The sequence below is a fragment of the Granulicatella sp. zg-84 genome (genome assembly GCF_010892375.1).
In the GTDB taxonomy this organism is placed as follows: domain Bacteria; phylum Bacillota; class Bacilli; order Lactobacillales; family Aerococcaceae; genus WM01.
This window is the reverse complement of the sequence record NZ_WNJX01000019.1, coordinates 20266-36489: the sequence shown is the minus strand read 5'-3', so window position 1 is coordinate 36489 and position 16224 is coordinate 20266. Positions and strand designations below refer to the sequence as shown.

Annotated in this window: 11 protein-coding genes; 4 read left to right on the top strand and 7 right to left on the bottom strand. The window is 33.1% G+C overall.

Translation table 11 applies throughout. The features are described 5' to 3' along the window. Nucleotides 1-1101: ISL3 family transposase (locus GMA06_RS05640; RefSeq protein WP_163561979.1), on the top strand; the 1101-nt coding region annotated here is incomplete at its 5' end. Between the two features lie 201 nt (nt 1102-1302). On the opposite strand, the gene GMA06_RS05635 is transcribed toward GMA06_RS05640, so the two are convergent. The 3 genes from GMA06_RS05635 to GMA06_RS05625 form a co-directional block, all read right to left on the bottom strand. After that, nucleotides 1303-2049 carry a hypothetical protein gene (locus GMA06_RS05635; protein ID WP_163561978.1) on the bottom strand — a complete coding sequence of 249 codons (747 nt, stop codon included), beginning with the start codon at nt 2047-2049 and terminating at the stop codon, nt 1303-1305. Nucleotides 2050-2065: 16 nt separating this feature from the next. Continuing rightward, a complete protein-coding gene (locus tag GMA06_RS05630) occupies nt 2066-2536 on the bottom strand; it encodes a barstar family protein (protein ID WP_163546399.1) in 471 nt (156 codons plus the stop codon). 311 nt (nt 2537-2847) lie between these two features. Next, entirely contained in the window at nt 2848-3321 is a 474-nt protein-coding gene (locus tag GMA06_RS05625) for a barstar family protein (RefSeq protein ID WP_163561977.1), read from the bottom strand. A 225-nt stretch (nt 3322-3546) separates the two neighbouring features. Here GMA06_RS05625 and GMA06_RS05620 point away from each other — a divergent pair, with 225 nt between their 5' ends. Beyond that, nucleotides 3547-4230: an ABC transporter ATP-binding protein gene (locus tag GMA06_RS05620; protein ID WP_163546397.1), complete on the top strand. Its 684-nt coding sequence runs from the start codon at nt 3547-3549 to the stop codon at nt 4228-4230. Further along, the gene (locus GMA06_RS05615; RefSeq protein WP_163561976.1) at nt 4227-6695 is read left to right on the top strand and encodes an ABC transporter permease; all 2469 of its coding nucleotides are present in this window, start codon (nt 4227-4229) and stop codon (nt 6693-6695) included. The genes GMA06_RS05620 and GMA06_RS05615 overlap by 4 nt, the downstream gene beginning before the upstream one ends. Before the next feature lie 123 nt (nt 6696-6818). Here GMA06_RS05615 and GMA06_RS05610 read toward each other — a convergent pair whose 3' ends face one another. From GMA06_RS05610 to GMA06_RS05600, 3 genes are all read right to left on the bottom strand, one after another. Beyond that, nucleotides 6819-10496 carry an FctA domain-containing protein gene (locus GMA06_RS05610; RefSeq protein ID WP_163561975.1) on the bottom strand — a complete coding sequence of 1226 codons (3678 nt, stop codon included), beginning with the start codon at nt 10494-10496 and terminating at the stop codon, nt 6819-6821. A 289-nt stretch (nt 10497-10785) separates the two neighbouring features. After that, nucleotides 10786-12213, bottom strand: coding sequence for a 6-phospho-beta-glucosidase (locus GMA06_RS05605; protein WP_163546012.1), 1428 nt, complete (start codon nt 12211-12213; stop codon nt 10786-10788). Nucleotides 12214-12286: 73 nt separating this feature from the next. Beyond that, nucleotides 12287-14125, bottom strand: a complete 1839-nt coding sequence (locus GMA06_RS05600; RefSeq protein WP_163561974.1) for a beta-glucoside-specific PTS transporter subunit IIABC — start codon at nt 14123-14125, stop codon at nt 12287-12289. 182 nt (nt 14126-14307) lie between these two features. Between GMA06_RS05600 and GMA06_RS05595 the strand changes: the two genes are divergently transcribed. Then, nucleotides 14308-15186, top strand: coding sequence for a MurR/RpiR family transcriptional regulator (locus tag GMA06_RS05595; RefSeq protein ID WP_163561973.1), 879 nt, complete (start codon nt 14308-14310; stop codon nt 15184-15186). Nucleotides 15187-15265: 79 nt separating this feature from the next. Here the strand turns inward: GMA06_RS05595 and GMA06_RS05590 are convergent, their stop codons facing one another. Continuing rightward, complete coding sequence (locus GMA06_RS05590; RefSeq protein WP_163546009.1) at nt 15266-15886, bottom strand: recombinase family protein; 621 nt, start codon at nt 15884-15886, stop codon at nt 15266-15268. Nucleotides 15887-16224: the final 338 nt, after the last annotated feature.

Here is a 16224-nt window from a genome sequence, read left to right as displayed (position 1 = left end):
TGCCAAATTTCAGGACTAAACGCCTATTTATCACTCACTAAACAACGTTTTTATTGTAAATCCTGTCAATCATCATTTACAGCTGAAACACCTATTGTGGATAAGCATTGTTTTATCACGAACCGTTTAAAACAAAAGATAATGGACACTTTAACAGAAACCATTTCAGAAACCTACATCGCTAAACAACACAATGTATCTGTACATACGGTCAGACGTATTGTGGATAAGGTCGCCTCTACTTTAAAAGTAAATCACAACACGCAATTACCTCATCATCTATGTTTTGATGAATTCAAGTCAGTAAAATCTTCTGATAGTGCCATGAGTTTTATCTATTGTGATGCACTGACTCATCAACTGATTGACGTTGTACACGACCGTAAATCCAGCACGCTATTAGACTACTTTGCTAGATACGATACCCAGACAAGAAAAGCTGTTAAAACAATTACGATTGATATGTTTCGCCCCTATATTCAGATATCCAAGCAAGTATTTCCTAACGCACATATCATTATCGACCCTTTTCATATTGTACAAGCATTAAATCGTGAGTTAACAAAACACAGAGTGCATGTAATGAAAGCTTTACATCAGAATAATCGCCGTTTATACAACAAAATGAAACGTTATTGGAAGTTGTTTTTAAGTAACACAGATACACTAAGTAGTTATCCTTATCACCGTTTTCCACTGTTTGATTGGATGACGCATACACAAGGGATAGTCGATTATTTATTGGAACAAGTCCCCGAACTAAGAGCCACATACGATGTCGTTCATCAATTAAGAGATGCTTTACATAATAGAGATTTTGACCGATTTGAAGAAATACTCATATGGGCTAAACAGGAAGCTATTTCTCCTGGTTTACGTAGAGTATTAAGAACTTTCAAAGGGTATTTACCCTATATTAAAAACACCTTTATCTACCATCATTTGACTAACGGTGCACTTGAAGGTATCAATCATAAAATTAAAGTACTTAAGAGAAATGCCTATGGTTATCGTAACTTTTCACATTTTAGAAATCGTATTTTATTAATGTGTAAGTTATATGTACCATATACCGTACCATCTACTTCACTAGTTGCTTAATAGTTTAAGTCAAAAGTGATGTACGAATAGCTCCTTCCCCGCACAACGTAGGGGAAGAGACATGTATCGTGTACATTTTGGTGAGCCGTACATCACTTTGTGACTTAAAATAAAAAGATAGTGACGTAACATTTGTGACATCACTACCTTTTATGAGTCATCAACCCTATTTGACATAGAGCCTATTAAAAAACTAGTCTACTAATAAATGTTAAAGACTTTTTCATACCTCGTACAACCATAACATAAAAATTTTTGATGAATAGTATCTCTAAAAATTACTTCTAAAATTTCTTTATGCCTTGGACTATCCACTAAACACTTTGCATAACCTTTAATGACAAGATAAATAGCCTGTACATAAAAATCAAAGTTACCTCTAAACTCATTTTCAAAAGTATCTAAACTCCATTTTATGCTCTCTTGTGTATAGAATGATTTTATCATCTCATCACAAAATTGTTCATAAGTGGGTAAGTGTCCCCCGTCCATTTCGACATATAGACAATCTTCTTTATTCAGTGTTTCTGATAGTTTTTGCCATTCATGTTCATTTAAAAACAACATTTCATTGGTTAATGCCTTATCCACAACATAAACATCTAGTATTTCTTGTTCATCGACATTCGATTGTGTGTCCCACTTATACCAATGTAATAATTCTTCTTTTTCCTCTAAAGACTCTAACGAAAAACAGGCTTGAGAGTCGAATATAACCAAAGAAACTCTATCGGAACTATCTTTTATCATATCCTTCAAACCAAAGGATAATGTATGCCAATCTTTTAAACACGCATCTTTCAAAAGATAACTTTTTTGTATAATATCAAAAAAGGCTTGTTTTGTTTGGATTGTTTTTCCATAAAGAACCGTACAATTATCCAAATGAATATCACGTTTTTTGAATATATTTTCCCATTCTCTTTCAGATAAATAGTAAACTGCCATGTTTTCTCATTTATTTTTAGTCTACACAATACACATTGAACGATCGTTTTTTTCCTTCTACTACAACCTGCTCTACCTCTTCCTCCCAAAATGGTAAAATATATTCTTCAAAAACAAATATAATATATTCCTTCTCTGTCATATGCTCAGGATCCGTTGTTTGCCCTTTTTTTCCTTCATCTTTTAGCATAAATTGACTAAAATTCTTTATCACAAAACAAATAGGTGCTGTCCAATGAAACCATGATAACTCTCGCATTCTATCAAGAAACGCAGGCCAATTCGTACCATTGATACGTTCGGGTTCTGGAAAACGATAGCGGTGTTCATCGGGTAATCGGAATGTTTCTATCATGGCATCAATAAATGCATGCAACGTTTGGATGTCTTTGCCGTCTATTTCAAAATACATTACATTTTCTTTGTTCATATTATTATAAACAAATCCCCATTGTTTTGATGTGACATAATAAATTTTGTTTTTCACTTCTAAATTCTCCTTATTAGTGTTCTCTTAGAACCATTTCATAGTAAAATTGGACTTTAAACCAGAGACAAATCAATTTCATTGTCTCTGGTTTTTCTATCCTATGTTCTTTTTCTTACAAAATTCTTGTCATTTTCTATACTGAACTAGACTTATAATAGAAGCACTTATTCTCTTCTATTTTTGTTGCATTTCTGACTTCGTCACAGTATTTTAAATGATATCTGGGAGAAATATTTCAATACCAAAAGGAGCATCATCTAATCTCTTTTCTTCTCTTAAAAGGTTATTTAATGGGTTATTATTCAAGTTTAGTCTACACAATACACATTGAACACTCTTTTTTCTCCCCCAACAACAATCTGCTCAATTTCTTCTTCCCAGAACGGTAAGATAACTTCTTCAAAATTCCACATAATATATTCCTTATCTCTTATATACTCAGAGTCATTTGCATGTTCTCTATCACTTTTCGTTTCAACCATAAACTTTCTGAAATTCTTTATTACAAAACAAATAGGTGCTGTCCAGTCATCAAACCATAGTAAATCTGTCATTCTATCACGAAACGCAGGCCAATTCGTGCCATTGATACGTTCGGGTTCTGTAAAACGATAGCGATGTTCATCTGGTAATTGAAACGTCTCTATCATAGCATCAATAAATGCATGCACCGTTTGTATCTCTTTCCCGTCTATTTCAAAATACATTACATTTTCTTTGTTCATATTATTATAAACAAATTCCCATTGCTTTGAGGTAACATAATAAATTTTGTTTTTCATTCTTCCTATTACTCCATACTTTATAAAACAAGAAAACGTTACCACTTTTTCCGTGTTTCGTCAATATAAAACGTAGAAATTCTTTTTTAGAAAATGACATTTTGTCACTTTTTTGTCACTTTCATTTTTTATACTAAAGACAGAGAAAAGGAATACGATTAGGAGGAGATATTTCTTTTTATCATCATACATTTATACAATAAAAAATTATTAGGAGGAATAACTATGCCAATTTTAGAAGTAAAAAACTTATCAAAAATTTATGGAAAAGGAGAAAATCAAGTGGTGGCATTAGATAACATCAACTTGAGTATTGAGAAAGGAGAATTTGTTGCGATTGTTGGGTCAAGTGGATCTGGTAAATCAACGCTTTTACATTTATTAGGTGGGGTAGATAAACCAACAAGTGGTAGCGTGATTATCAATAATACGGATATTTATAAATTATCTCCTGATAATTTAGCTATTTTTAGACGCCGCCAAATTGGGCTTGTGTATCAGTTTTATAATTTAATTCCAGTTTTAAACGTTGTGGATAATATTACTTTACCCATTGAATTAGATTCACAAAAAATTCCTCAAGATTATTTAGAAGAAATTTTGAAAACACTAGGACTTTCTAATAGACGTAAACATTTACCGCACCAATTATCTGGTGGGCAACAACAGCGTGTTTCTATTGGACGTTCTCTTATCGCAAAACCTGCTATTTTTTTAGCAGATGAACCAACAGGGAATTTAGACAGTGATAACACCAAAGAAATTTTGTCATTACTACGTTTATCTCATCAAAAATATAATCAAACATTGATTGTCATTACACATGATTTAGACATTGCGCTGCAGGCTGACCGTGTGATTACACTATCTGACGGAAAAATTATCAAAGATGAGGTGATTCGTGTATGAATATTTTAAACAAATTAACATTAGCACAATTAAAAGAAAATAAAAAAAGAACGTTTTTAACAGGTTTGTCCATAACCATTATTATGTCTTTGCTTACCGCTATTGTCGTATTTCTAACGGGGATGCGTGCCATGTTCTACAATCAAACCGTACAAAATAATGGCGATTGGCATTTCCGAACAGTCGTTGATACGAAACAAGATTTAGAACAATTACAATCGGCTAGCTTTGTAAAAGATTTACTTGAATTTCAAGGTGTACCCATTCTTGATGAAGATTCTCCTAACAAAGAATTTTATGGCTATGCTTATAAATTAAATGAAGAAACATACAATAAACAAATTGGTTTCTTTGGAAAACTTTCTTCTGGAACACTACCAACTAAACCTAACGAAATAGCCATTACCAAAACTTCTCAACGTATAGAGGATTCAAACTTTACATCAGATAACCAAACAGGGAAAGGTACTATTGTCTATAAAATTGGCGATAACTATCCATTGTATATTGGGGGTGCATTACAATATTATAAAATAACAGGAATTATTAGTGACTATACTGCAAATAAATGGTTTTTCAGTGAGAACAATCCACTTCCCTCAAAAACGATTGTGTTGGGGCATGCAAATCATTTAGATGCATCGTTTTTTCCAACATTGAAAGCATACAATCATCAAACATTCGAATACAATCAGTCTGTATTAGCAACTTATGGCATCTTTGATAAAGAGAATAGTTTCTACACGGATAGCTTTGACAGCCTAAAAACTATGGCCTATTTTGTTATTGGTATATTGAGTATCATTTCTATTATGATTATTACTTCATCGTTTATGTTATCGTTAAATGAACGTTTAAAACAATTAGGTGCATTGGCAAGTGTTGGAACGACTAGACGACAAATCCGTTATATGTTGTTAATGGAGGGATTTTGGATAGGTAGTATCTCTATTATTTGTGGTATTATTATTGGTATTGTCGGTATTGGTATTTCAATCAATGTGATTAACAATATTTTAATGCGCATTCAAGAAGATGTTATTCAAATTCCAATGATAATTGATGCTCCTCTTCTGGCAGGGATTGCATTATTGGTTGCTTTTATTATTGTTTTGTCAACACTTATTCCTAGCATACGTGCAACAAAACGTACCGCTATTGAAAATATTAAGCAAGTTCCCTTTGTTCGCTATATTAAAATGAAGCAAAAAACGAAAACTGGCAAACGCAGCTTAGCTGCACGTGTATTCAAAACATCGGGACATTTGGCTCACAATTATAAAAAATTTAATAGTTCTCGAACTCGTATGATATTTATCATTTTAACATTGAGTTTAATTTCATTTAATAGTATTACAAACTTAATGATTGAAATGCAACAGGTGGCGACGGGAGCTATTCAAAAAGGTCAGCCTAAAACACTGTTTATGTCTTATGATTTAGTTGTTATGGATGTACAGAATACGGCGGATACAAAATTGTACGAAACAGCAAAAAACTGGACTGACGTTAAAGAAGTTATGTATGAAAAATACATACCCGTCGAAACGAATCTTGATATTTTAAAACAATCTAACCAAACGATACTTAGTCCTGCTCTTGCCACAGTATCCGAAAAAGAAGAAGCCGCTATTTTAAAATTAGCGAATATTTCTAAAGAAGAATTTGAAAAAGAAAACGTCGGTATTTTAGTCACTAAAGAATCTCTAACAGAAAATACATCATTAGTAAATAAAGAAACAGAGTTAGTAACATTTGGTCCTACAGCAATCGACACGAGTAAAATTAATATAACAATTTTAAAAGCGATCGACTTTACAACATTAACTGTCGGTTTATATCCTACTGAAACATTCCTTGTATCTAACAAAAACTATGCACGTATGGCAAATATTTTATACAAAGAAAATCATGTTAACGTTTATACGGGTATTACCACAACAAAAGATGCCGATGAAAAAGTGACAAATTTAATCAAAGATACATTTGATATTGAATTCATTACAAATACATCACAACAAGTACGTTCAATCAATGGATTTTTAAATATTATTCAAATCATCGTCTACGGGTTCCTATCACTCGTTTCTATCTTGTGCTTAACAGCAACTTTTAATAATGTGTCCTCTAATATTCAACTACGTCGTCGAGAGTTTGCGATGCTACGTTCTATCGGTATGACAACAAGCCAAATTAGAACAATGCTATCTATCGAAAACTTACAAGCAGGTATTACATCTATTATTGTTGCGATTTTATGTAGCATAGGGCTACAATATCTATTTTTAAATTCAATTACTGTTGGTTCAATGAAAGTATCTGGAATCATTTTCCACTATCCTCTTTCCCCAACAATCATTAGTAGCATCACTTTACTAACAATTTTAATGTTATTTAACATATTCAGCATTAGACAAGTTACAAAACATTCACTTGTTGAAGATATTGCTAACGAAACGTTATAACATAATTAAAATAAAAAGTGTGAAACGCCTATCTGGTGTTTCACACTTTTTTAGTTCTGTTTTAATAATAGTAAAACTGGCTACCACAATTTGACAAAAAATCTATTTTATTAAATGAATTTATCATGATTTTTGACGATACTGATACACAATACCTGATGTTAAAACTAAACTAAAACCAACTAACATCAATATAGATGACAAAATTGTGTTTGTTCCTGTTTTTGGTAAAACTGGTTTCTCGTTTTCACGAGATGGTGTAGTAGTTGTTGTCGTTGTTTTACTTGAATGTAGTTCTTTTGGTGGTACTGTTGGTGTATGATATGTATTTACAAATACTGGTTCATCTGGTGCTCCATTGTATAAAACAGTTGCTACTAATCTTCCAGCTTCTTCTGTCACTGTAATGGTAATAGCTATTTGTGTCATATCATAAGTAATATTTGCATTATCTCCAATAACTTCATTCATTACAAAATAATATGTACCTACTTTATCAAATGATAATGGTGTAAATGAAATCTTACCATCTTGTTTATTCGATACTTGTTCAATAACTGTATCATTTTGTTTTAAGACAAACATAAAATCTTGCCCATTTAACATTTTATTTTCTAAAACTTTTTTAGCTTTTAGCGTTACATCTACTGGTGTTGCTTTTGGTTCTGTATATGTGTTTGTAAAGACTGGTGTGGCCTCTGCTTCATCATAGGTTACTGTTGCCACTAGTTGATTGTTGTCACCTTTTGTCACCACCACTTTGACTTGTTTTTCTGTTACGTCATAGGTAATATTGGCTTGTTTATCATTTTTCTCTGAAATTGTGTAAGTAAATGTGCCCGCGGCATCAAAATGTTGTGGAGTAAATGTAATCGTGCCATCTGCTTTGTTTGTCGCTGTGGCGATTACTGCATTATCTTTTTTCAACTCAAAGGTAAATTGATTGTCCACCAACACTTTACCTGTTAATTCTTTTTTAGCTTGGAATGTTACATCTACCGGTGTTGCTTTTGGTTCTGTATATGTATTTGTAAAGACTGGTATTGTTTCTGTTTCATCATATGTGACAGTTGCCACTAGTTGATTGTTGTCGCCTTTTGTTACCACGACTTTGACTTGTTTTTCTGTTACGTCATAGGTAATATTGGCTTGTTTATCATTTTTCTCTGAAATTGTGTAAGTAAATGTGCCCGCGGCATCAAAATGTTGTGGAGTAAATGTAATCGTGCCATCTGCTTTGTTTGTCGCTGTGGCAAGGACTGCATCACCGTTTTTCAATTCAAAGGTAAATTGATTATCCGTTAATGCTTTTCCTGTTAATTCTTTTTTAGCTTTTAGCGTTACATCTACCGGTGTTGCTTTTGGCTCTGTATATGTGTTTGTAAAGACTGGTATTGTTTCTGTTTCATCATATGTGACAGTTGCCACTAGTTGATTGTTGTCGCCTTTTGTCACCACGACTTTGACTTGTTTTTCTGTTGCGTCATAGGTGATATTGGCTTGCTTATCATTTTTCTCTGAAATTGTGTAAATAAATGTTCCTTCTGCATCAAAATGTTGTGGAGTGAATGTAATCGTGCCGTCTGCTTTGTTTGTTGCTGTGGCAACAACTTCATCACCTTGTTTCAATTCAAAAGTAAATTGATTGTCCACCAACACTTTGCCCGTTAATTCTTTTTTAGCTTTTAGCATTACATCTACCGGTGTTGCTTTTGGCTCTGTATATGTGTTTGTAAAGACTGGTATTGTTTCTGTTTCATCATATGTGACAGTTGCCACTAGTTGATTGTTGTCACCTTTTGTTACCACGACTTTGACTTGTTTTTCTGTGATGTCATACGTCACATTGGCTTGTTTATCATCTTTTTCTACGATTGTATAAGTAAATGTTCCTTCTGCATCAAAATGTTGTGTATCGAATGTAATTGTGCCGTCTGCTTTGTTTGTCGCTGTGGCAACAACTTCATCACCGTTTTTCAATTCAAACGTAAATTGATTGTCCACCAATGCTTTTCCTGTTAGTTCTTTTTTAGCTTGGAATGTTACATCTACCGGTGTTGCTTTTGGTTCTGTATATATGTTTGTAAAGACTGGTATTGTTTCTGTTTCATCATATGTGACAGTTGCCACTAGTTGATTGTTGTCACCTTTTGTTACCACGACTTTGACTTGTTTTTCTGTGATGTCATACGTCACATTGGCTTGTTTATCATCTTTTTCTACGATTGTATAAGTAAATGTTCCTTCTGCATCAAAATATTGTGGAGTAAATGTAATCGTGCCGTCTGCTTTGTTTGTCGCTGTGGCAACGACTGCATCACCGTTTTTCAATTCAAAGGTAAATTGATTGTCTGTTAATGCTTTTCCTGTTAGTTCTTTTTTAGCTTTTAGCGTTACATCTACTGGTTTAACAGCATTATCTTTTTTGTTAGAAATATTCAAACGAACAGGTGTTTTATCTATTTTCATTTCCGCACGCTTTGGATTGACATCTAAAATATATCCTGCTTTAGATTTTTTCTCAACGATAGTATATGTTCCTGGAACTAATTCTGGTGTAATCGCAACACCTTTACTATCTGTTGTGATTTCATAAGAAATAGAAGTATCATCTTCTTTTGTAACAACGAATACAACACCTTCTAATAATATTGTTGCATCATCAGCATCATACTTCGTGATTTTAATTTTTCCAGTTAAATCAGATTGTATGGTTGCACCAGCTTTTTGTATAGCAATTTGTTTTTGAGTATGTTGGGTAGCTGTATTATCTTCTCCTATATAAGAGTCAAATGTTTTTTGAGCTTCTCCACCAACTAATAACGATACAGCATTGCTTATTTCTGTTTGATCTCCAGGATTTGTTGTACGATATTCTAAAAGATAGCTATTTGTACCAACAGCATTCCCTAAATTTAATTCAAATGCGGTTCCACTGTCTTTTATGGTTAATAAAGCGATTGTTCCCGCAGGTGCTGCGTCAAACTCCTCTTTATTCATTGTGATTGATATATTTTCTTCAGATGTGACATCTGGTAAAAAAGATTCTTGATTATCAAATATTACTTTTTTTAATACAAATGAATCTTTTAAATAGGTTGTTAATGTATTATCTTCAATATTGATATTGTCTTTTACCGTAACATTTGTATCTCTATAATCATATTTTTGACGATTGATACGTACTTGCCAACCTAGTGTTTCTTCATTGCTATTATAACCAACTTTAAAAATACTTTCTCCAATTATTTTATAAGCATCTAAAGGATTTTCGACATAATTATATACCACCTCGTACGTTGAGCCGTCTGGAAATGTAAACTGATTACTTCCTTCTTGTAAACTCAATGTTGATTCTGCAGAAAATGCTCCTTTTACATTTGCTTCTTGTTCAATATTTTCATTAAAGGTCACTGTAATTTTTCCTGTATCTGAATCAGATACCATTGTCCCTAACTGAATATTCGTTTCTGGATGAATAAGTGGATATGAACCTGAAACTAAGTGAATATACTCAGGTACACTTACTGTAAAATAATCGCCAGATGCAAGTGTAGCACCTAATGAAGATAAATCATACTTACCTGTAAAAAACACTTTCGCATCTAGTGTTTTGGTAGTTCCTGTTTGTGTATTATTTGTTCCAGACAATGGTTTTGAACCAGAGCTGTCTTTTATAATTATATCGCTTAATGTCACTTGATTGGTTAAATCTCTTCCTGTTGCAAAAGCAGAAATACTCGGCATAAAAAGACTCAAAAACAGTATCATCAATGTGATATAATTGATTTGTTTTTTCATTTAATTATGTTCCTCTCATTAGTTAATTCAATAAGTGTACCCACCCCCGTAGGTACGCTTTTCTATTCTACTCTATTATCGTTTTCAATACAATAGCCAAACCAACAAAACCTCTCCTTCACATTAAATGTTATGGCTAAAACATAAGAAATTCCAAATCAAATAGTAAGAATGTATTTAAATCAGTATCTTTCTATTTATTAAAATTTATATCCTTTTTGTCCAATTTCTTTAACGAAAAGCAAAAGACAGTGAATAACTAAGTTTATCCACTGTTCAAATATTTGCTTTATAATACATCTCCGTTTGACGCAATCACTTGCTTGTACCAATCAAATGATTTTTTCGGTGTTCTTTTTAGCGTTCCGTTTCCTGTATTGTCTTTATCTACATAAACAAATCCGTAACGTTTTTTCATTTCTCCAGTTGAAGCGGATACTAAATCAATCCAACCCCATGGCAAATAACCAATTAAATCAACACCGTCTAACTCAACAGCTTTTTTCATTTCTTTGATATGTTCACGTAAATAGTCAATGCGATAATCGTCTTCAATATGTCCATGTTCATCAACTGTGTCATTGGCACCTAACCCATTTTCAACGATGAACAGTGGTTTGTTGTAACGCTCATACAATGCATTCATTGTGATACGCAAACCTACTGGGTCTATTTGCCAGCCCCATTCGCTTCGTTTCAAGTATGGATTAATCAGTGTTGGGAACACATTACCACTTGTTTTTTCTGAATTTTGTTCTAATGTTCCAGTTAAGCGTGACGAATAATAACTAAAACCGATATAGTCAACCGTGTTTTGTTTTAAAATCTCTAAATCATCAGATGCCATTTCCAACACAACACCATCTCGTTCCATTTGTTTTAATGCATAGTTCGGATAAGCCCCTCTTGATTGCACATCAACAAAAAAGAAATTATGTCTATTTTTTTCTGCCGCATCTAACACATCATTTGGATGACTTGTTTGTGCATAATATTGTCCAGCTGCAATCATGCAACCAATTTGCATATTTGGATTTATATCTTTTGCAACTTTTGTGACCAATGCACTTGCAACTAATTCATGATGAGCTGCTTGGTACAAGACCTGATTTTTGTTTTCGCCTGATTCAAAAGATATACCTGCTCCCATGAATGGTAAGTGCAATAACATGTTAATCTCATTAAAAGTCATCCAATATTTTACTTTTTGGCTAAAACGAGTAAACAGTGCTGTTGCATAGCGAACATAAAAATCAATCATTTTTCTGCTCTTCCAAGAACCGTATGTGTCTACTAAATGAAGCGGTACATCAAAATGGCAAATCGTTACAACCGGTTCAATACCATTTTCCAATAAAGTATCAATAATGTCCTCATAGAAAGCTAATCCCTCTTCATTTGGTTGTTCTTCTTCTCCAGTTGGAAAAATTCTTGCCCATGACACAGAAAAACGATATGCCTTAAATCCCATTTCTTTCATTAACTGAATGTCTTCTTTGTAATGTGTATACATATCAATGCCTTCTCTAGCAGGGAAATAGGTATCTTCTGGTACATCTTTATAGGATAGCTCTCCTCTCATCACAGGAAAACGATACTCACCTTGTGGAATGACATCCACACTCGCCAATCCTTTGCCACCTTTATCGTAGCCTCCTTCTACTTGATTGGCTGCCGTTGCACCACCCCATAAAAAATCTTTTCTTAACGCTACCATGATAATCTCCTTTATAAAATGGTTCCCATTTTTGAAATAGTCAAAAATGGGAACACTTATTTAGGGAAATTCCCTATTTATTGATTTTAAATAATTCCTCTCCTGCAAATACAGAAGTGTTCTCTGTTGGCGTAATTGACGTTACAGCTTCTTGATTTGTCACAAGAATAGGTGTTACACGTTCGTATCCTGCTGCATCAACTTTATCAAAATCAACTTCAACAAGTGGTGTACCCACAGCTACTGTTTGGCCTACTTTTGCCAATAGTTTGAAACCTTCACCTTTTAAATTTACTGTATCTAAACCAATGTGAATTAACAATTCAATACCATCAACTGTTTTTAATCCAATCGCATGTTTTGTATCAAAGATTGCAACAATCTCTCCATTAACTGGGGATAAAATTGTTGATTCTTCTGGAATAATCGCAACCCCTTGCCCTAACATACCAGAAGCAAATGTTGCATCACTCACGTCACTTAATGGTATAACTTTTCCTTTTACTGGAGAAACAATACGATCTGTTTGTAAATTTTCGCTTACTTTTTCAACTGATTCTTCTTTATACAAAACATACGTAATGATAAAAGATAATACAACAGATAATACTAAGCCTGCTAAAGCAACGTACAAGTAATACAATGTATTTTCACCGATATAACTTGTAATGGTTAATAAACCTGGTGAACCACCTGAGAAGTTACGTGCGTTCATAATACCTAAGAAGAAACCACCAATACCACCTGAAATCATTGTTGCGATTAAAGCTGCTTTGTTTTGTAATGTCACCCCGTATAAAGCAGGTTCAGTGATACCGAATATAGCTGTAATCCCTGCTGAAGATGCCAATGCTTTTTTGTTTACGTCTTTTGTTTTAAATGCAATCGCTAAAGCTGCCCCACCTTGTGAAACATTTGATGCAAGCATTCCTGGTTGTACGACTGTATCATACCCAATCGTCGCACGATTATTGATACCGATAGACACTAAACCATAGTGCGTTCCTGTCATAACTAAGAATGGAGAGAAAATACCTACAACTGTTGGTACAACCCATGGTCCAAATGTTTCTAAGAATTTAAAGAATGAACCTAACCATTGTCCAACAATCGCACCAATTGGTCCTAAAACTGTAAATGTCACAACAGATGTTACTAATGCTGTAATCAATGGAACAGAGAAAAACTTAATGGCTTTAGGTGAAATTTTATCCGCAAAGCGTTCCACATAACTCATGAATAATACCGATAAAATCACTGGAATAACTGTTGCTGAATAACCTACTGGTGTAATTGGTAAACCAAACAAATGAATACCCGCACCTGATTCTTTTGTTGCTGCTACTAAACCGACAAATGTTGGGTGTAATAAAAATGCCCCCATTAACATCCCTAAATATTGGTTTGTTTTAAATTGTCGAGCTGCTGTTCCACCTAAGAAAATTGGTAAGAAGTAAAATCCTGCATCTCCAATAAAGTTAAGAATTTGATAGTTTTGATCTTTTGTTGTCACTAATTTGAACACAACTAATAAAGATAAAACTGCTTTAATCATACCAGCTGCTGTAATAACTGGTAAAACTGGTGTAAAAATACCAGAAATCGTCGCCATCAATCTAGCACCGATTGTTTGTGGTTGCGTAGTATCCACTTCTTTTTCTTCCTTAAAGCCACCTAACTCAACTAAAGGACGATACACATTCGCAACATCACTACCGATAATAACTTGATATTGTCCACCACTTTGTACGACACCAACTACACCCGGTGTCTGTTTTAGAGCATTTGTATTTGCTTTTTGTTCATCTACTAAAACAAATCTTAAACGTGTTGCACAATGTATAACACTTGACACATTTTCTTTGCCGCCGACTTCTCTCAAAATCGTTTGCGCTAAATCTTTATAATTCATAAAGCACCTCTTTGACAATAATATGTTTGATAAAAAGTTGTTGCTTTCTATCTTTACGAAAGTATGATAACATCAGAGATAAGAAAAAGAAACACAATGAAAGCACTTACGAACACCGTTCTTTTTTCTGCTTGTTTTTTGTGTTTTTATTGCGAACACTGTTCTCAAATTAAGGAGTTATCATGTTAATTAAAGAAAAACTAGAAAACTTAAAATTCACAAATAGTGAACAAATTATTGTAGACTATTTATTAAAAGAACAATTGAATATTCAATACAAATCAACTAGCCAAATTGCCAAAGAAACATATAGCTCAAAATCAACAATTGTGAAAGTGGCTCAAAGACTTCATTTTAATGGGTGGAGTGATTTTAAAGAAGCTTATTTAAATGAATTAAAATACTGGGAAAATCATCATTTTGAAATTGATGCGAACTATCCGTTCACAAAACAAGATAATCTTTTAAAGGTAGCTCAAAAAATTGCTTTATTGGAACAATCAGCCATTGAAGACACTTGTTCATTGCTCGATTATGCCACTTTAAAACAAGCTGTATCTATCATACAAAAGGCAACCTACACACATTTATTCGCACTTTCTAATAATCTATTAATTTCTCAAGAATTTAAATACAACATGGCTCGTATTAAAAAGAGAGTAGATGTTCATACTGTTCAAGGTGAAGCAATGTTTGAAGCTACTCTTGCCAATAAAGAAGAATGTGCAATTATCATTAGTTATTCTGGGGAAACAGAAACTATTGTTAAAATTGCTCAACTATTACATCGGAAACAAGTTCCTATGATTGTCATCACCAATATTGGAGAAAGCAGTATTTCAAAACTAGCACAATGCGTCTTAAAAATGTCTACTAGAGAACGTTTGTATTCTAAAATTGCCACATATGCAAATGATGCTTCTATCACCTATTTACTCGATGTTTTATATTCATGTATTTTCCAATTAGATTATGAGAAAAACAGTGAATTAAGACGAGATACATCCATGATTTTTGAAGCAAGCAGACATACGAATTTCAGTCTTTTAAAAGAAAAATAAACAAATCTCACATATCTTGTACGTTTTGCTTAAAATAAAAGAGGTAAGTGGATACTAATGTACCCATTTACCTCTTTTGCTATCTATATTTATTCAATTCGTGTGCTTCCTCATATTCCTCTTGCAACCAATTATGAAATGTGGTCTTAGATACCCCTAATTGTTTTGCACCTTCTCGAATTGTGATTTCTTTTCTTTTCCACAAAGTATAAAATTCATGGAAATAACTTGGTCTTTTTTTCCTAGGTCTACCAAATTGTATTCCTTTTTTCTTTGCTTCTTCGATACCTTCCATTTGCCTTTGCTTTGTGTTTTCTCGTTCAACTTGAGCCACATAAGACAGTATTTGCAGTGCCAATCCAGAAATAAATTTACCTGTAATATTGTCAATTTCTGAGTTAGTATTCAATAATGGAAAATCTAAAACAGTAATGTCAATTTCTTTTTCCTTAATTAAATAGCGCCACTGCTCAATGATTTCGTCATAATTTCTTCCTAGTCTATCTATTGACTTTATAACTAACTCATCCCCCTTTTGCATTCGTTTTACCATTCTTTTATACATAGGACGTTTAAAATCTTTTCCTGATAGCTTATCAATATAAATATATTTTCTATCTATTTTTTCTTTAAGCATCGCTGTCATTTGTCTATCTATATTTTGTTCTTTTGTGGATACCCGTACATAACCATACTTCATTGTTCTTCCTCCTAATGATAAGTCATGGCTCGTTTCTCCTTACTTCACATAACATTCCAAACAAATGTAGATACTTTATCAAGTATACATTTTACATAATCAGCTTAATAGTTGTTTTTGTAAGATACAGTAAGTATCCTACACTCTTAACTTTAATGATTGATAAGACTATGCTATTTATATCTATTGGTTTTTTATACCAAAAATTATGATTATTCGTTACATACTACCCTTTTCCCCCATTTATTTTTTGTATTTTTTACTCATTATGTGACAAAATGTTGTCTTGTGTTGCTAAGAGTCACTTACCATCATCTCGTCCTATGTTGGTCATTAAA